This is a genomic window from Oceanotoga teriensis (genome assembly GCF_003148465.1).
Classification (GTDB): Bacteria; Thermotogota; Thermotogae; order Petrotogales; family Petrotogaceae; genus Oceanotoga; species Oceanotoga teriensis.
On record NZ_QGGI01000011.1, the window covers coordinates 68190 to 85673 of the forward strand.

Genomic DNA, 17484 nt, shown 5'->3' on the forward strand with positions numbered 1-17484 from the left:
AATGAAGAAATATTTTATTTATTTATTTGTAGTTTTAATGATGATATTTACACTTGTTTCATGTCAAAAATCAGAACCACAACAACTAATAATAGGTGTTTTACCTGATGTGGATTCTATACCGTTTATAATAGCCTCTGAAAAAGGATATTTTGAAGATGAGAATGTAAATGTAAAAATAGAGTATTTTAAAAGTCCTGTTGATAGAGATAGTGCTTTACAAAGTGATAATCTTGATGCAGCTATTTCAGATGTTTTAGCACAAGCTTTTGCACATGATAATGGTTTTGATATAATGATAACATCTATGACAAATGGTAGTTATAAATTATTGGTCAATAAAGATTCTAATATAAATAACATAAAAGAATTAAAAGGAAAAGATATAGCAATTTCTAAAAATACAATAATAGAATATACTACGGACATGATGTTAGAACAAGAAAATATAAACCCAAAAGATATAAATAAAGTCATCATACCTAAAATACCAACAAGATTGGAAATGCTTCAAAACGGAAAAATACAAGCAGCAACTCTTCCTGAACCTTTAGCAACAGTTGCCATGAATAATGGCTCTAAGCTTTTAAATAGTTCAAATAATTTAAATATAAATCCAGGAGTTTTAATTTTTACCAGCAAATCTATAAATGATAAAACGAAAGAAATAAAAAATATGTATAAAGCTTATAATAGAGCTGTTGATTATTTAAAAACACATGATAAAGTTGATTATGCGGATATTCTTATAGAAAAGGCAGGATTTCCAGAACTTATAAAAGATACTCTCATTTTACCTGATTATAATGAAGCAAAAGCACCGACAAAAAAAGATGTTGAAGAAGTTGTAAAATGGTTATATGAAAAAGGACTTATAAGTAAAGAATTTAAATACGAAGAAATAGTAAATACAACATTTGTGAGGTAATTTTATGCTTAATATAGAAGGATTAAATTTTTCTTATAATGAAAGAAATATTTTGAAAAATATCAATATATCTGTAAAAAATGGAGAGATTATTTCTATAATAGGTCCTTCTGGAGCTGGAAAAACAACATTTTTAAAAATATTGGCCGGTATAATAAAAGATTATACCGGTCAAATTAAAATAAATGACGAAAAAATAAACCCTAAAAAAAACATAATAGGGTTAATACCACAAGATTATGGACTTTTACCTTGGAAAACTGTCTATGAAAATATAAAAATATCTTTGAAGATAAAGCGGAAAAAAAATGATGATTTAATACATAAAATTTCAAATTTGATTGGGATTGAAGATATATTAAACAAATATCCAAAAAAATTGAGCGGTGGTCAAAAACAAAGAGTTGCAATAGCGAGATCTTTTGTTTTAAAACCTCAACTTCTTTTAATGGATGAACCATTTTCAGCTTTAGATGCCATAACAAGAGATAATATTCAAGATAATTTTTTAAAAATATGGAATAATAACCCAGTTACAACATTAATAGTAACTCATAGTGTTGAAGAAGCTTTATATCTATCACAAAAAATATATATAATTACAGAAGAAGGAAATTTATATAAAAAAATAGATAATGATTTCTTTCAAAAAAGATTTGAGTTTTACAATGAAGATTATTATAAATGTATAAAAAATATAAAAAAGGATTTGAGTATATGAAGTATATAAAAAAAAATATTTTTAAAATATTATATGCTACATTTATAGTACTTGGATTATGGTATTTATTATCTTTTATTATAAATAAACCTATAATTCCATACCCTCATAAAGTTATTATATATATTTTTAGTAAAAATATAATAGATATTTTTATTCATATAAATTATAGTTTATTTAGAATAGTCACGGGGATATTATTTGCTCTAATTATTGGATATCCTTTGGGGATTTTAATGGGATTTTATGATAGAATAGATAAAATACTCTCACCTATTGTATATCTTACATATCCTGTTCCTAAAATAGCTTTATTACCAATTATAATGCTATTATTTGGTTTGGGAAACCTTTCTAAAATCTTGATGATAGTATTAATAATAATATTTCAAATAATACTTGCTTCAAGAGATGGAGTAAAATCAATAGAAAATGGTATTTATGATACATTTATATCTTTAGGGGCTAAAAAAATAGATTTTTTTACAGATATAGTTTTTCCTGCAACAATATCAAAAGTTCTTACAGCTTTAAGAATAGCAGTTGGAACTACGATTTCAGTTCTTTTTTTTACTGAAACATTTGGAACAGAACATGGAATGGGTTATTATATAATGGATTCTTGGATGAGGTATAATTATATTGAAATGTATAGTGGAATAGTTATTTTAAGTTTTTTGGGACTATTTTTATTCATTCTTTTAGATTTTTTTGAATTTTTATTATGTCCATGGAATAAATAAATATAATATTTGTAACATAATAATTTGGGAGGGGATTTTATGTGGAATATTATAAGGAATTATGTTATCTCTTTTATTGTATTTTTTATCATAGATATTCTTTGGCTTGGATTAATTGCAAAAAATATCTATAATAAGTATCTTGGATATATAATTAAAGATAATTTTAATTGGATAGCTGCAATTATTTTTTATATTATATTTATAATTGGAATTCAATTTTTTGTTCTCAATCCAGCGATTGAAAAGCAAAGTGTTCTTTATGCCTTTTTAGTTGGAGGAATATTTGGATTTATAACTTATTCAACATATGATTTAACTAATCTTGCAACTATAAAACAATGGCCTATGTCTATAACTATAATAGATATTATTTGGGGAAGTATTCTATCTTCATTAACCTCTGGAATAAGTTATCTAATAATAAATTTTTTTAATAAATAATAGAAGAACTTTAAAGTTCTTCTATTATTTTTGATATCAAATTCAAATAATCTTTTTTTTCTTCGAAAGAATTGGTTTTTTTTATGTCAATAAAAATATCATTTATTTCTTTACTATTTAAATTAGATAAAGTTCCTTTAAGACGATGTATTTTTTCATGAGTTTTTTCATTTTCTTCATTGTTTAATAATTCAAAGATGATTTTTGAAGATTCTTCTTTAATTCTTTTTATAAGTATTTTCATATCTTCTGGATTATCTTTAAATATTTCTTCTAAATAAGAAAGGTTAAACTTTACTTTTTTATTTTGCTTCAATTTAAAAAGTTCTTTTATTTTTATCCTGTCCAAAGGTTTTATTATATAAGAATCAAAACCATCATCTAATAAATTATTTAATATTTGTGGATTGGATTCTCCAGTGAAAGCTATTAAAGGAATTGGAAATTCTTTGAATTTTTTAGATTTTTTAATATCTTTCATTATTTGTACACCAGAAATATTACTTAAATTTATATCTATAAGAATAGCATCATAATCTGTATTTTCAAAGGTTTCTATAACATTTTTTTCATCTTCGAAAATATCTACTGAAATATTAAAGCTGTTAAATAATGATTTTGCTACATATAGATTTGATTTTGAATCATCTATTATCATCAATTTATAATTATTCAAATTAAATTTTTTTGTATCAAATATTTGTAATCTGAAATTAACTATAAATTTTGTACCTTTATTTTTTTTACTTTCAAAACTTATATCACCTTTTTCCATATTTTCTAATATTTTTTTAATTATAGATAATCCTAACCCCGTACCACCATACTTTCTTGAAATATATCCTTCAGCTTGAGTAAAAGATTTAAATAATTTGTCTTGTTTTTCTTCATCTATACCTATTCCTGTATCTTCAATTATTATATTGAAATAACCTTCACTTTCATTTATTTTAAGTTTTATATATCCGGAATCTGTAAATTTAAAAGCATTATTTAACAAATTTTCTATTATTTGACGTATTCTTACAGGATCTCCAAGATGATATTTATTTTGCATATTTATGTCATATATAAATTCTAAATTCTTTTTTTCTATTAAAGGTTTAAAGCTTTCTTTAATTCTATTTGATAATACAGAAAAATTAAAACCTATCTCATTAAATTTCATAAGATTATTATCTAATGAAGAATAATCTATTAAATCATTTAAAAGGTTTAATAAATGTCTTGAAGAATTTTGAGCATTTGAAATATAATTCAATTGCTCTATATTGGGATCAGTATTTTTCAAGAGATCTAAAAAGCCTATTATTCCATTTAATGGAGTTCTTATTTCATGAGATACATTTGCAAGAAATTCAGATTTCATTTTATTTGCTTTTTCATAATATTCCAAAGAATCTTCTAATTTTTTTTGAATTAATTTTTGTTGAGTTAAATCTGTTATTACAGAAATAGACCCTGCAAATTTTCCATCTTCAACTCTGGGGACAGCATTTATTATAACGCCTTTAATTTCACCATTGTTTGATATTAAAGCTGTTTCATACTGGCTTTTTACATTTATTTTTCTTTTTTTTATATTTTTTTGCATAGAATTTATATAAGATCCTTCAACGAAATCAAAAGGTCTTTTTCCTATAATATGTTTTTGTTCATAACCAAGCATATCAGCTATTGATTTATTTGCATATATTATTTTGCCGGTTACATCAGTTATAGCAAGTCCTTGTCCCATATTTTCCATTATAGTCATTGCAAATTTTCTTTCATCTTGAATCTTTTTTTCTTTTTCATATCTGTTTATGGCATTAGATAAAATTTGTGCTGCAAATTTTAAAAGTTTTATGGATTCATTTGACCATTCATTATATTTTTTTACACTATCAAGACCTAAAAATCCAATTATTTTATCTTCTATGATCATTGGAACAACAACAAGAGAAAAAATATCTTGTTCGGATAAAAGATTTCTTTCTAATTCGGCTTCATCAGGCAATTTATTCACATCATATATGTATATATGTTCTCTTTTTAAAACCTTATTGACCCACCAAGGAATTATTTCGGCGGGAATATCTTTTAAATTCTGTATTTGAGGATTTATTTTTTTTTCACACCATTCATGTGTATTATCAAGTATTTTTAATTTATCCTTAAACATAAAAATATAACATCTATCAGATTTAGTAAACTTTCCTATTTTTTTTAAAGATAAATCTATATTTTGGTTTATTTTTTCATAAGGAATATCTATAAAAGAATTTGATATTTGAGTTATTACATCTTCAAATTTTATTCTAAGTTCGAGTTCTTTTTTCATTTTCTCAAAATCATCATTATTTTGCATTAATGATCACCACCAAAATTATTTAATTTAATAATAAAAAAATAATTGTTTATATCGAATAAATTATAACGTGATAAATTGTAAAAAATAAAACGATTGATAATTTAATTAAAAGAAACTTAATTAAATTATTCATTAATAAAAAAAATAATAAAGTATAATTGAAATATTGAAACATAGAAAGGAGAAATAATATGAAATTGAATAAAATAAATAGAAGTACCCATTATATAGATGCCCCAACAAATATAGGTATCTATATTTTTAAGAATAAAAATGTTCTTTTGGTAGACACTGGAATAAATAAATATGCGGCTAAGAAGATAGAAGATATTTTAATAAATAATAATCTTCATCCTAAGTATGTTATAAATACACATTCTCATACAGATCATTGTGGTGGAAATAATTATTTTAAAGAAAATTATCCAGGAATTGAATTTTTTAGTTCTAATGAAGAAAAAATTTTTATTGAAAATCCTGTTTATCATCAAATAATTTCATCATCTGCATATCCATCAAAAAAAATGAAAATAAAAAATGGTTCAAAAATAGACTATGTTTTGAATGAAGAAATGATTAAAATAAATGATGAAAAATTTCAAATATTTCTTTTTCCAGGTCATACAAATGGAGATATTGCAATATTAACTAATGATAGAGTATGTTTTATGGGGGATAGTATTTTTTCAAAAGATACTTTAGAAAAATATCCTTTAACTTATCTTTTAAATATTGAACAAAGAGTAGATAGTATTTTGAAGATGAAAGAAATAGATGCTGATTATTTTGTTATAAGCCATTCAGAAAAAATACTCGATAAAAATGATTTTATGGAAACAATAGAAGAAAACTTAAAAAATATAGATAAAATAAATAAAGAAATAATTGAAATATGTTCTCAACCGATGACAAGAGAAGATATACTTCAAGAATTTTTAATATTACATGATTTAGAAGTAGATTATAAAGGTTATTATGTTGATTTTTGTGCAATTAGTGCATATTTAAACTTTTTAATAAATGAAGAAGAAATAGAAGTGTCTATTCAAGAAGGAAAATTATATTTTTATAAAAAGTAAGAGAGTTCATTCTTCGAACTCTCTTAAATATTTGTATGTAAATATTATATTTATAATTGAAATATACCAATATATAATTTCGGTAGAAATATTTCTATTTTTAAAAGTATTATTTATAAAGATAATATAGAAATTATCATATACAAGAGAATTCCATTCTTCAATATATACAAATATGATAGAAAAAATAATGAATATAAAAGAAATTTTGATTATTTTTTTAGCAGTATTCGAAAACTCTAAATTATCTATGAATCTATATCTTGAAAATAATATATATATAGCAAATAAATATAAAAATAAATCTGTTAAAGAAAATATAAATTCATCTGAAAAATAATAATTTATAAATATTGCACCACTCATTAATATTAAATATAAAATTTTTTCTCTTTTATGAAAATAGTCACCAAAAAAATAAAAAGATAAATATCTCATCAGGTATATTATTAAAGATATAAATATAGTTCCTATAGTATAGTAAAACTTCATCGAGTTAAACCATATTGAAGATGAATAAAATATATCATTTATAAAATTAATAAATGTAATTGATATCATTACCAAAAAAAGTGATGAAAACATTTTAAAAAATTTTTCATTAGTTTTTTTATATGCAATATAATTGAAGATTATATTAAAAATATATAGTAAAATCATAAATAAATCATAAGTGATTACATAAATTTTCATAATTTTATACTCCTTAAGACAATATAAAAAAATAATATCAAATTATATTGATGATATCAACTCAAATTAGTTAAAATAATATAAAAATATTTAATTTATTATATCATTGTTTATAGAATAAGAATAATTTATTCAATAGCAATCATAAAATATAATAAATATACAAGAAAAATATGTATTTACTAAATAGTACTTAGATAATAAAAGAAATGCATGGTTAATCTAAAATAGAAACCATGCATTTATATATATTTTTATTAATTATTTTTTATGAATTTAAAAATCGTGTCTTCTCCATTTAAAAAATCATTTAAAGACATTTTTATTTCTATATCAGGATATATTGAATCGGGATCATCATTTAGAAATTTAAAATATTTTGTGGAATAAAATATTTTATACTTTGTGTTTGGAAGTTCAAAACTTTTTATTTCTCCAAAATGATTAGGTTTTCCAGATGTTGCAACTCCAATTATTTTAGCATTAGCATATTTTTTAAAATCTAAAGTATTTATAATTGCTGATGAGAAAGTCCTTCTGCCAATTACAACATATACATTGTCTTTTAATTTATCGAAGTCTCCAATTATTTTAGCTAAATTTGTTCCCATAGAAGAGCTACCACCTGGATTATTTCTCATATCTATCACAAATTTTTCTACATCGTTTTCTTGTATAATATCTAACATATTACCCACAATTTTTTCAAATGAAGGTAATTGTTCTCTATTAATTCTTGGATCTGGATATTTATCATATACTTCAACGCTATAACATTGATTATAAACAAAATACATTATTTTAGAGTCTTCAAAATAAATATAATCAAAAAAAGAATTATTATATTTATTTAAAAAATTTGGTTTATATTTTATAATTGAATATTGAATATTTTTTCTATTAGATATTTTTTCGGAAAGTATTTTTTTTAAAATTAATTCCCCGTTTTTTTCAAATAAAAAAAATGTTTTATCTTTATTTTCGATTATATTTAAATATTTTAATTTGTCTGGAAAAATAATATTTTGGGGCAATGCTTTTATTAAAGCGGCTTCATTTTCATGTGGGATTATTTTTGAAAGTTGATTTTTTATATAATCAATTGAAAATCCATTTATAGCTATGAGTTTAGAACCTATTATATCTTCATACTCTTTTGAAGAGTCAACAACAATAAATCCTTCTTCGAACTCCATTATATCAAAAGGGTAAAAGGAATCAAATTCATTTGAATAAGAATAAGATATTCCTGTATGAGCATCACCTATTTTTGTGAATAGAATGTCTAAAGAAAGTAAAACATCTTTATTATTCATTTTATTTATATTTGAAGATAATTCATCTATGTAAGAATTAAATTCTTTTTCACTTATTTTATAAAAAAGATTTTTATGTAGTTTTGGAAGCTCTGTTTTTAAATAATTTAAATCTTCAATCCATTTTTCATTTTCTAAACTATTTGTAAAAGATATGACTGTTATCAATAGTGTAAATAGTGTGATTAAAATTTTTTGTTTCAATTAAATCTCCTCCCTGTTTTGTAATACATTACTATAACACTATTATACAATATAATTAGTTTTTTATAATAACAAAAAGTTAAAATAATATTTCTAAAATGTTTTGTTATTTTGAATAATAAGAGATATTTGTTATAATAAAATAAAAAAGATATAAAGGAAGTGATTTTTTGAGAGTTTTATTTTCAAATTATTTGGATGATCAGATTGAAAAATTAAAAGAAATATTGGATATTTTAAATAAAAAATATAAATATGCATCTGTTCTTGGAAATGATATTAAAGGTAAGAATTTTACTTTCAGTAAAACGGGTTTTGATATAAGTGATTCAAATTGGAATGAAAGAGGATTTGTTTTTCGTGTATATAATGGGAGTTTTTATACAGAAGTTTCAATCAATAATTTAGATAAACATGTTTATGAAATAATAGGTATTATAGATAGAGAATTGGTATATGCACGAGAGTTTTCAAAAGGATTTCAAGTTAATAATTATCCACTTATTAATGAAGAGTATTTGAAAAAAGACTTTTTTGATGAAGTTTCTTCAAGTTTTTTAAAAAAAGAGGAAGAAATTTTAAAAAGATTTAAGTCTATTTATGAAAAGTCTTTTAATAAATCTAAAAATTTAATAGATATGACTATAAATGTTGAATGGGTAAGAAACTCTAAGCTTTTTTTATCTGATAAGAAATTTTTAAAACAATCTTATATTTGGAGCCAAGGTTATCAAATACCTGTTATGAAAAAAGGTGAAGATATAAAAGTAGCTTATTATGGATATTCTGGTCAAAAAGGTTTAGAAATTGTTTCTGAAATGGAAAATGATTTAGATTATTGTTTAAATCATACAGAAAGTATTCTAAATTCTAAAAAAATAGAACCTGGAATTTATGAAGTCATATGTTCTCCTGAGATATCAGGTTTGATAGCTCATGAAGCTTTTGGTCATGGTGTTGAAATGGATATGTTTGTAAAAAAGAGAGCAAAAGCTTCGGAATATATTAATAAATATGTGGCTTCAAATATTGTGAATATGTATGATGGTGTTAAATCTGTAAAGCAAGTGTCTTCTTATTTGTTTGATGATGAAGGTGTTTTGGGAAATGATACAAAAATAATAGATAATGGAGTTTTGAAAAATGGGATTTCTGATCAATTAACTGCTTTGAAACTTAATACTTTATCAACCGGAAATGGAAAAAGAGAAAGTTATAAAAGAAAAGCTTATTCAAGGATGACTAATACATTTTTTTCATCTGGCAAAGATACACTTGAAAATATGATCAAAAGTATAAAAAAAGGTTATTTATTATTAGATGAAATTAGTGGAATGGAAGATCCAAAAAATTGGGGAATACAATGTATGTTACTTTCGGCACAAGAAATAAAAGATGGTGAATTAACTGATAATTTTTATTCTCCAGTTATTATAAGTGGATATGTCCCAGAACTTTTAAAAAATATAACTATGATTTCAAAAGATTTTGATATGTTTGGAACTGGATATTGTGGTAAAGGTTATAAAGAAAGAGTTAAAGTTTCGTCTGGTGGACCTTATATAAAAACGAAGGTGAGATTAGGATGATAGAAAAACTAAAAAATATTTTAGCTAAAAAGAATGTGGAAAATTGGAAGTTAAATGTTTATAAAGAAGATTCGAGAGAATTTTTTTTCTTAGAGAAAAATATGGATATGAACAGAAGAGTTGTTTTTGAAGAATATACTTTGACTATATATAAGTATTTGGAAGGTAAAAAATTATCTTTTGTTTCTTTTAATATAGAGCCTACAATGAATGAAAAAGAAATAGAGGAACTTTTGAACAATGAGATAAATAATTTGAAGTATGTTGAAAATGATTATTTTCCTTTGATTGAAAATAATAAAGGGAATTTTAATAATGGAAAAATAGTTGATTTTAATGATATTTTAAAAAAAATTTATGATGAAATTTATATTGATTATGAAGATATAAATTTCTTTATTAATTCATCTGAAATATTTATAAAAAATGTAGAAGAAAGAGTTATTAATTCTAAAGGGGTTGAATTGAGTTCTTTAAACTCAATAATACAAATAGATTATGTTATTACATATAAAGGTGATGAAGAAGTAGAAATAAATGATTTCATAGAATTTTCTGATTATAAAGAGGGATTTATAAGTAATAGAATTAAAGATAAAATTTTAAATGCTAAATCAAGATCTCATTGTAAAAATATAGTATCTATAAATAATGTTCCAGTGATTATAAATGAAAATGATGTAAAGGAATTTTTTGAATATTATATTCAAAAATGTTCAGCAGATTATATATATAAAGATTATTCTAATTATAAAATAAATGATTTTGTACAAAAAACAAGTGAAAAAGGTGATTTGATTAATTTAAATTTAATTTCTGATATGAAAAATTCAACTTTTTCAAATAATTTTGATGAAGATGGAGTTCTCTTTGAAGATAAAAACATTATAAATGAGGGAAAATTGATAAATATATGGGGAGATAGTAGATATTCTTATTATTTAGGAATAGAACCAACTGGATTTGCATATAATTTTGAAGTTAAAGGTGGAAAATATAATAATATAGATCTTAGAAAGTCTAATTATATTGAAATAATGGAATTTTCAGATTTTCAAGTAGATTATATCACTGGTGATTTTGGTGGAGAAATAAGACTTGCAAGGTATTTTGATGGTTCTTCAATATTAGCATTTTCTGGAGGATCGATATCTGGAAATGTGAAAGAAAACGAAAGTACTTTTAATTTTTCTAAAGAAGTTAATCAACTTAATAATTTTATAGGTCCTAAATCATTAAAATTATTTAATGTTAATATAAGTTTTTAAACAGGCGGATTGTTTTGTACAATACGCCTTATTTTTTAAATATATAACATTTAAGTTCAAAAGAGTTAATTTTGTAACATAAAGTCATTAAAAATATTATAAAATTAAAATAATAACTTTTTATGCCGGAGGTTTTAAAATGAAATGGAGATATACTTTGGTAATTTTAATTTTTATTCTTTTTTTAATATCTTCTTTTAATAATTATTTAAATACTAAAGATATTGTTATTTCTGAATTTAATACTCAAAAAAGAATAGTTGAAACAAATTTAAAGGATATTATAAAATATGCTAATATATCAGCAAAAGTTACAGAAAAAACATTAAATGAATCGATGAAAAAAAATTCTAATTATTTGGTGGATTTATATAGAGATAATCCTAATATTTTGGATTGGAATAATGAAGAAATAAAAGATTATATTGGAGACTTTGATTTTTATATCATCGATGAAAATCTTGAAATTATTAATTCCTCAGTTGAAAAAGATATAGGTCTTAATTTTTCTAAATATAAAGCTTTTTCGAACCTTCTTAGAGAAAGAATGGAGTCTGGAATTTTTGTAACTGATAGACTTGATTTATCCATAAAAGATAAAATATTGAGAAAATACAGTTATTTGGGTACTTATGATAAAAAGTATTTGATTGAATTGAGCATAAATATTTTTGAAAAGTATCCGGAATTTAAAGATATGGATATTTTTTCAACTATTGAGAAACTTAAAGATGATTATAATGTTGTTAAAAATATAAATATATATAGAATAAATGAAGATGGAACAGATGCAGGGATTTTACAAACTACAAATAAAGATATTGAAAATTATAATACTAATATAAATATTGATATTTTATCAAGTATATTTGAGGTTGTAAAAACTAAAAAAGAAGTCATACATAGTATTGAAGAAGATAAAAAAGTTCTACGTGAACATAAGTTTATACCAATATTTAATTATAATGAAACAGAGTTTGATTGGTGGAATTCTTATATTATAGAGTTGGTCTATGATGAAATGAAGCTTAATTTTAAAATAAATGATTTAAAAAAGAGATATGTATTAGATATACTTGTAATATCTGTATTATTCATGTTTTTTTCTTATATGATATATAGACTTATGGAAAAACTCGAATCTTTGGCATATACTGATCATTTAACAGAACTTCCTAATAGAAAAATGTTTGAAAAAAAATTTGAATATTATAAAAAGGAAATCAAAAGAAATAGAGAAAATATGGCAATTTTATTTCTTGATCTAAATAATTTTAAAGATATAAATGATAATTATGGACATGAAATTGGTGATAAAATATTAAAACTTGTTGGACAGAGATTGATGCATGGTTTTAAAGAGGAAGATTTTGTTGCAAGACTTGGTGGAGATGAGTTTATTGTTATATTAAAAAATTTTGATGAAAGTAATAAAGATATTATGAGAGAAAAAATAAAAAATATGTTTAAGAATCCTATAAAGCTAAAAGATAAATTCTTTGATATATCTACAAGTGTTGGTATAGCTTATTATCCAGAAGATGGCCAAACAATAAAAGAATTATTAAAAAAATCAGATTTTGATATGTATAAAGATAAGAATACAAATAAAGATAAACAATAGTATGGAGGAATTAAATGCAGTTATTAAAAGAAAGAATAATTAAAGATGGATTTGTAGGTGAAGGAAATATTTTGAAGGTAGATTCTTTTTTAAATCATCAAATTGATGTGGAACTTTTGAGTGAAATAGGAAAAGAATTTTTTAAATTATTTAAAAAACAAAAAATCGATAAAATTTTGACAATAGAGGCATCTGGTATAGCCATAGGTTCTTTTGTTGCAAAAGAATTTGGAGTTCCTTTAGTCTTTGCAAAAAAAACTGAATCAAGAAATTTAGATAAAGAAACTTTCGAATCTAAAGTATTTTCTTATACAAAATCAAAAGAATATATTATAAGAGTTTCTAAAAAATATTTAAAAGAAGATGAAAATGTATTAATTATAGATGATTTTCTCGCTATGGGAAAAGCAGCTTTAGGGTTAATAGATATTGTAAAACAATCAAATTCAAATTTATCTGGGGTTGGAATAGTTATAGAAAAAGGATTTCAACCTGGTGGTAAAAAGCTTAGAGAATTAGGTATAAATTTAAAGTCTTTAGCTGTAATAGATAGCTTGGATGGAGAAGTTAAGTTTAGATGAGGGATATAATTTCTTTAAGTGTCTTTATTATGTATTTTTTTTTCATACATAAAATTTCAAATTATTTATTGAATAAATTTAAAATGACGGTTTTTAAAGTTAAAACCGTCATTTTTCCATTGGAGATGATAATATTATTTTTTATAATATTTTTAAGTCCACTATCATTTCAAGAAGCGGGTTTTGTTGCAGGTAATATTGATTATGGAATTAAATTTATTGTTTATTTAGGAATACCTTTAATTGTTATATCCTCTTCATCTGCAATTTTTTTAAAAAAAGAAGATTTTTATCATATTAGGTATTTTAATTTTGAGGATAAATGGATGTTTATTTATTTATTTTTTATAGTTGGAATAGTTGAAGAAACTATATTTAGAGGCTTTTTACAAAGTTATATTTCATTGTACATTAAAGGAAATTTTTTTATTTTAGAATATTCTACTATTTTAGCATCTTTTATTTTTATGTTTTTTCATTTATTTAATGTTTTTTTTAAACAAGAATCAATTAAAGCTTTCCTCAGTATGATGCCTTCAAGATTGATAGCTTCTTTAATTCTTGGGTATGGGTTTCAAATTTCTGAAAGTATTTTATACACTATTATTGTTCATAATTTGATAGATGGCATTAATATAATGGCTGTTTATTTAAAGAAGAAAAAATTATTTAAATGAATTTATTTAAATATATTTTGAATATAGTTCCTTTGGGACTATTATCAAATACTTTTATCTTTCCATTTAATATTTTTATATAGTTATTTACTATAGATAAACCTAATCCAGTTCCTTTATTTATTCTTGTATCAGTTTGATCCACTTGATAGAATTTATCAAAAATAAGTGATTTGTATTTATCAGGAATACCAATACCAGTATCTATAATTTCTATTGTATATGAATCTTCATTTTTAGAAGTCAAGATTTTTATAGATCCTTCAGGAGTAAATTTTATTGCATTATCTATTATATTGTTCAGTATTATTATGAGTTTAGGTTTATCTATTCTTATTTTAATATTTTCTGTATTTTTTAAATCTAATTTTAAAGAAATATTTTTTTCATATGTTTTTGAATCGAATTTTTCAAAACTTTCTTCTATTATTTTATTGAGTTCATGAAATTCTAAATTTAATTTTGTATATTCACCTTCGATTTTGGAAGTTAATAAAATATTAGATACTTGTTCTAATAGATATTCTGATGAATTATAAGCTATATCAATAAATTTTTTTTGTTTTTCATCGAGTTCTGTTTCTTTAACTATATCTAAAGCTCCTATAATACCAGTTAAAGGAGTTTTTATTTCATGACTTACCACAGAAAGAAAACCCATTTTTGCTTTTAGTGTTTCTTCTGAAAGCTTTTTTGTTTTGGCAATATTCTCATATATTTCCATTTCTTTATTTATATTTATTGCCACCATATAAATTTTATTTTGATCTAAATCATTGAACCAGTTCCACGCCAACCAAATTTCATAATTATCTTTTGAAATTAATCTATTTCTAAAACTAAAGTTTCTACTTATTCTATTTTTATCTATACTAAAAAAAATTTTTTTGCTTATTTCAAAATCTTTTTCTGAAACAAAATCTAAGAGATTCTGCCCAATCATTTCTTTCCTATCATATCCAAGATGTAGTTTACAAGATTTTGATACTTCTAAGATTTTTCCAGTATTTTCAACAGTTATATTAAAATCATTAGAAATACTGTACAATATATGTTTGAGTTTTTCATCCATATATTCATAATGTTTTATTTTTTCATTTTTGGATTTCTCTAAAAGAATTTCTAAGGATGTTTTAAATAAATTTAAAAGTTCAATATCATAATCATTAAAGACTTTTTTAGATTCTTCTGATATACAAAAGGCTATACCACCAATATTTTTATTATTTACTATTATATTTATATAAACTGTTTTATTATTATTTTCAGCCATATTTTTAATTACTTCAATTTTTTTACTTTGAGGACCTATATTATCAAGAATTTTATATTTCCCTTCAATGATTTCAAAAACTAAACCATAATCAGATTTTTCAAATTCTTCAGATAATATTTTAAAAGATTTTTTTAATAAAGAAGATTTATCGGTTATATAATTAAATTTTTTTAATTCATTTAATATGAAGTTTATTTTTTCTACTAAGTTTTTTTTCATTAAATCACCTATCTTAAACTCAAACTCAATACAGCCTCGGAACCTTCAGTAGAAAAGTATATTCTTTTAGTTTCAAAATTATTCAGTATAGCTTTTATATTTTTTCCCGTTGCTGAAATTGGAGGCGTAAGTTCTGAATCATTCAAATTTGAAAGAATTAAGAAATTTCCTGAAACCATATTTAAAAATTCACTTATAGCAGACATTGTCATATAATCGGATCTCATACTCTCATCTGGAATCATAGATTCTGAAAAATAATCTAAAGTTTTTTCATCGAGTTCTAAAGTTATTATACCATTAGTTTTTCCAGCTATTCCAACTATTATAAAATTATCACTTTCTATTGTATGATAACTTGATTTAGAAAAAACAGGGTTTGATATATTTAACCCTATTAAATCAGTATTTTTTTCCAAAGATTTATATAAATTTTTTATATAGTCCATTAAAATTCCTCCTTAATGGATATATTTAGTACTATCGATCCATTGTCAGTTTTGAATATAGATCTATAATTACTTTGATTGAAATTAAATATTTTCATAGTTTCACCATACATTACTCCAGGTGGAGAAAGTCTTAAATCATATCCTTTATTTTTATTATTAATTATAGTTATTGCATTTCCAGCGATCATATTACCAAATTCTGAAATCATGAATAATACTTCATCATCTACATTAGATATATTTTCTTCATTAATTATTTCATACATTTTGAAAACTACTTTTTTATCAAAAGATATAGTCATATTACCAGAAAATTTCCCAGCAAAACCTACATTTACAGTAACTTTTTCAGATGAATCATAATCATGATCATCATTATTTTTTAATCCAAGTAATTCAGGAAATTTTTCCATATATTCATTATAAGTATTTGCAAGACCATTTATGAAATGTATTAAAAAGCTTTTCTCAATGTTTTCCATATTATCCCTCTTCCATTATTTTTTTTATTTTTTCTGTGATAATGGGTTTCAAAATATAACCATTACATCCAATTTCTAAAACTTCTTTTTTTATTGTTTCATCATCAATAGCTGACATTACATATACCTTACAATTTTTTTTGATTTTATTGATTTCTTTTAATAGATCTATACCATTTAATTCTGGAAGCATGAGATCTAAAAAAACTTTATCAAATTCTTTGTTTAATAAAGATTTTTTGTATTCTAATAACCCTTCTTCGCCATCTTTTGCAATTGTAACATTAGAGAATTTTTTTAGAATTTCATTTATTATTTCTATAGCAATAGGATCATCTTCAACTACTAAAATATTCATTCTATCACCTTCTTTTTTAGACTTGACATATTTTAATAAAAGTTATATAATTTTTTTATTCCTATATTAGAATATAATGTTCTTTTTTTAGAATTAATTAAATTTTATCATAATTTTTTGTTTTATGCAAATATTATAGAATAGAGGTGACAATCGGTGTTAGAAGAAATATTTGGTACAGAACTAAAAATAAAAATATTAAAATTATTTAAAGAATATGAAAGATTAAGATTTACAGAAATAAAGGAAATATTAAATTCTGGTGCTGGAAGTACTAAATCTTCACTTGGGGAATTAGTAAACTATGGTATTTTAAATAGATTTGATGATGGCCCCAAGAAAGTTTATTATTCTTTGAATAAAGATTATAAAGAATTTTTATTTAAAATTTTTGAAATTGAAGAAGAATTTTCTTTTAAACATGATAAACAAAAAATGTTTGTTGATTTTTTTGGTATACGTAATAAATGATAATTA

The 17484-nt window shown here is 22.5% G+C and carries 18 protein-coding genes; 11 read left to right on the forward strand and 7 right to left on the reverse strand.

The features are described 5' to 3' along the window. Position 1: 1 nt before the first annotated feature. The 4 genes from C7380_RS08525 to C7380_RS08540 are packed head-to-tail and all read left to right on the forward strand — an operon-like array spanning position 2 to position 2836. Complete coding sequence (locus C7380_RS08525) at positions 2–928, forward strand: ABC transporter substrate-binding protein (RefSeq protein ID WP_109605083.1); 927 nt, start codon at positions 2–4, stop codon at positions 926–928. A gap of 4 nt (positions 929–932) precedes the next feature. Continuing rightward, positions 933–1649 (forward strand): ABC transporter ATP-binding protein, encoded by a 717-nt coding sequence (locus C7380_RS08530; protein WP_109605084.1) that lies wholly within the window; start codon positions 933–935, stop codon positions 1647–1649. After that, positions 1646–2392 (forward strand): ABC transporter permease, encoded by a 747-nt coding sequence (locus C7380_RS08535; protein ID WP_109605109.1) that lies wholly within the window; start codon positions 1646–1648, stop codon positions 2390–2392. The genes C7380_RS08530 and C7380_RS08535 overlap by 4 nt, the downstream gene beginning before the upstream one ends. Positions 2393–2431: 39 nt before the next feature. Continuing rightward, the gene (locus C7380_RS08540; protein ID WP_109605085.1) at positions 2432–2836 is read left to right on the forward strand and encodes a DUF2177 family protein; all 405 of its coding nucleotides are present in this window, start codon (positions 2432–2434) and stop codon (positions 2834–2836) included. Between the two features lie 10 nt (positions 2837–2846). On the opposite strand, the gene C7380_RS08545 is transcribed toward C7380_RS08540, so the two are convergent. Next, positions 2847–5186 carry a hybrid sensor histidine kinase/response regulator gene (locus C7380_RS08545; protein ID WP_109605086.1) on the reverse strand — a complete coding sequence of 780 codons (2340 nt, stop codon included), beginning with the start codon at positions 5184–5186 and terminating at the stop codon, positions 2847–2849. A 194-nt stretch (positions 5187–5380) separates the two neighbouring features. Here C7380_RS08545 and C7380_RS08550 point away from each other — a divergent pair, with 194 nt between their 5' ends. Next, entirely contained in the window at positions 5381–6268 is an 888-nt protein-coding gene (locus C7380_RS08550) for an MBL fold metallo-hydrolase (RefSeq protein ID WP_109605087.1), read from the forward strand. Between the two features lie 6 nt (positions 6269–6274). Here C7380_RS08550 and C7380_RS13680 read toward each other — a convergent pair whose 3' ends face one another. Further along, positions 6275–6961, reverse strand: coding sequence for a hypothetical protein (locus tag C7380_RS13680; protein WP_109605088.1), 687 nt, complete (start codon positions 6959–6961; stop codon positions 6275–6277). A gap of 257 nt (positions 6962–7218) precedes the next feature. Then, the gene (locus C7380_RS08560) at positions 7219–8481 is read right to left on the reverse strand and encodes a S41 family peptidase (RefSeq protein ID WP_109605089.1); all 1263 of its coding nucleotides are present in this window, start codon (positions 8479–8481) and stop codon (positions 7219–7221) included. Between the two features lie 170 nt (positions 8482–8651). Here C7380_RS08560 and C7380_RS08565 point away from each other — a divergent pair, with 170 nt between their 5' ends. The 5 genes from C7380_RS08565 (at position 8652) to C7380_RS08585 (ending at position 14220) form a co-directional block, all read left to right on the forward strand. Next, positions 8652–10070 (forward strand): TldD/PmbA family protein, encoded by a 1419-nt coding sequence (locus tag C7380_RS08565; RefSeq protein ID WP_109605090.1) that lies wholly within the window; start codon positions 8652–8654, stop codon positions 10068–10070. Beyond that, the gene (locus C7380_RS08570; RefSeq protein ID WP_109605091.1) at positions 10067–11338 is read left to right on the forward strand and encodes a metallopeptidase TldD-related protein; all 1272 of its coding nucleotides are present in this window, start codon (positions 10067–10069) and stop codon (positions 11336–11338) included. Before C7380_RS08565 ends, C7380_RS08570 begins: the two co-directional genes overlap by 4 nt. A 139-nt stretch (positions 11339–11477) precedes the next feature. Further along, entirely contained in the window at positions 11478–12962 is a 1485-nt protein-coding gene (locus tag C7380_RS08575; RefSeq protein WP_109605092.1) for a GGDEF domain-containing protein, read from the forward strand. A 14-nt stretch (positions 12963–12976) separates the two neighbouring features. After that, positions 12977–13543, forward strand: coding sequence for a xanthine phosphoribosyltransferase (locus tag C7380_RS08580; protein ID WP_109605093.1), 567 nt, complete (start codon positions 12977–12979; stop codon positions 13541–13543). Then, on the forward strand, positions 13540–14220 hold the full coding sequence (locus C7380_RS08585; protein WP_206050569.1) for a CPBP family intramembrane glutamic endopeptidase: 681 nt from the start codon (positions 13540–13542) through the stop codon (positions 14218–14220). Before C7380_RS08580 ends, C7380_RS08585 begins: the two co-directional genes overlap by 4 nt. Here the strand turns inward: C7380_RS08585 and C7380_RS08590 are convergent. The 4 genes from C7380_RS08590 to C7380_RS08605 are packed head-to-tail and all read right to left on the reverse strand — an operon-like array spanning position 14213 to position 17007. Continuing rightward, positions 14213–15715: a sensor histidine kinase gene (locus C7380_RS08590; protein ID WP_109605094.1), complete on the reverse strand. Its 1503-nt coding sequence runs from the start codon at positions 15713–15715 to the stop codon at positions 14213–14215. The genes C7380_RS08585 and C7380_RS08590 overlap by 8 nt on opposite strands. A gap of 8 nt (positions 15716–15723) precedes the next feature. Further along, complete coding sequence (locus C7380_RS08595) at positions 15724–16164, reverse strand: chemotaxis protein CheX (protein WP_109605095.1); 441 nt, start codon at positions 16162–16164, stop codon at positions 15724–15726. Beyond that, a complete protein-coding gene (locus tag C7380_RS08600) occupies positions 16164–16649 on the reverse strand; it encodes a chemotaxis protein CheX (protein ID WP_109605096.1) in 486 nt (161 codons plus the stop codon). Before C7380_RS08600 ends, C7380_RS08595 begins: the two co-directional genes overlap by 1 nt. Position 16650: 1 nt before the next feature. Beyond that, entirely contained in the window at positions 16651–17007 is a 357-nt protein-coding gene (locus tag C7380_RS08605) for a response regulator (RefSeq protein ID WP_109605097.1), read from the reverse strand. Between the two features lie 156 nt (positions 17008–17163). Here C7380_RS08605 and C7380_RS08610 point away from each other — a divergent pair, with 156 nt between their 5' ends. Beyond that, positions 17164–17478 carry a helix-turn-helix domain-containing protein gene (locus tag C7380_RS08610; protein ID WP_109605098.1) on the forward strand — a complete coding sequence of 105 codons (315 nt, stop codon included), beginning with the start codon at positions 17164–17166 and terminating at the stop codon, positions 17476–17478. The last annotated feature ends 6 nt before the right edge of the window (positions 17479–17484 follow it).

Coding starts and splice junctions, on each gene's coding strand:
- C7380_RS08550 (WP_109605087.1), top strand. CDS start 5,381: ATGAAATTGAATAAAATAAATAGAAGTACCCATTATATAGATGCCCCA.
- C7380_RS08600 (WP_109605096.1), bottom strand. CDS start 16,649: ATGGAAAACATTGAGAAAAGCTTTTTAATACATTTCATAAATGGTCTT.
- C7380_RS08545 (WP_109605086.1), bottom strand. CDS start 5,186: ATGCAAAATAATGATGATTTTGAGAAAATGAAAAAAGAACTCGAACTT.
- C7380_RS08585 (WP_206050569.1), top strand. CDS start 13,540: ATGAGGGATATAATTTCTTTAAGTGTCTTTATTATGTATTTTTTTTTC.
- C7380_RS08595 (WP_109605095.1), bottom strand. CDS start 16,164: ATGGACTATATAAAAAATTTATATAAATCTTTGGAAAAAAATACTGAT.
- C7380_RS08580 (WP_109605093.1), top strand. CDS start 12,977: ATGCAGTTATTAAAAGAAAGAATAATTAAAGATGGATTTGTAGGTGAA.
- C7380_RS08575 (WP_109605092.1), top strand. CDS start 11,478: ATGAAATGGAGATATACTTTGGTAATTTTAATTTTTATTCTTTTTTTA.
- C7380_RS08590 (WP_109605094.1), bottom strand. CDS start 15,715: ATGAAAAAAAACTTAGTAGAAAAAATAAACTTCATATTAAATGAATTA.
- C7380_RS08535 (WP_109605109.1), top strand. CDS start 1,646: ATGAAGTATATAAAAAAAAATATTTTTAAAATATTATATGCTACATTT.
- C7380_RS08530 (WP_109605084.1), top strand. CDS start 933: ATGCTTAATATAGAAGGATTAAATTTTTCTTATAATGAAAGAAATATT.
- C7380_RS08540 (WP_109605085.1), top strand. CDS start 2,432: ATGTGGAATATTATAAGGAATTATGTTATCTCTTTTATTGTATTTTTT.
- C7380_RS08570 (WP_109605091.1), top strand. CDS start 10,067: ATGATAGAAAAACTAAAAAATATTTTAGCTAAAAAGAATGTGGAAAAT.
- C7380_RS08525 (WP_109605083.1), top strand. CDS start 2: ATGAAGAAATATTTTATTTATTTATTTGTAGTTTTAATGATGATATTT.
- C7380_RS08605 (WP_109605097.1), bottom strand. CDS start 17,007: ATGAATATTTTAGTAGTTGAAGATGATCCTATTGCTATAGAAATAATA.
- C7380_RS13680 (WP_109605088.1), bottom strand. CDS start 6,961: ATGAAAATTTATGTAATCACTTATGATTTATTTATGATTTTACTATAT.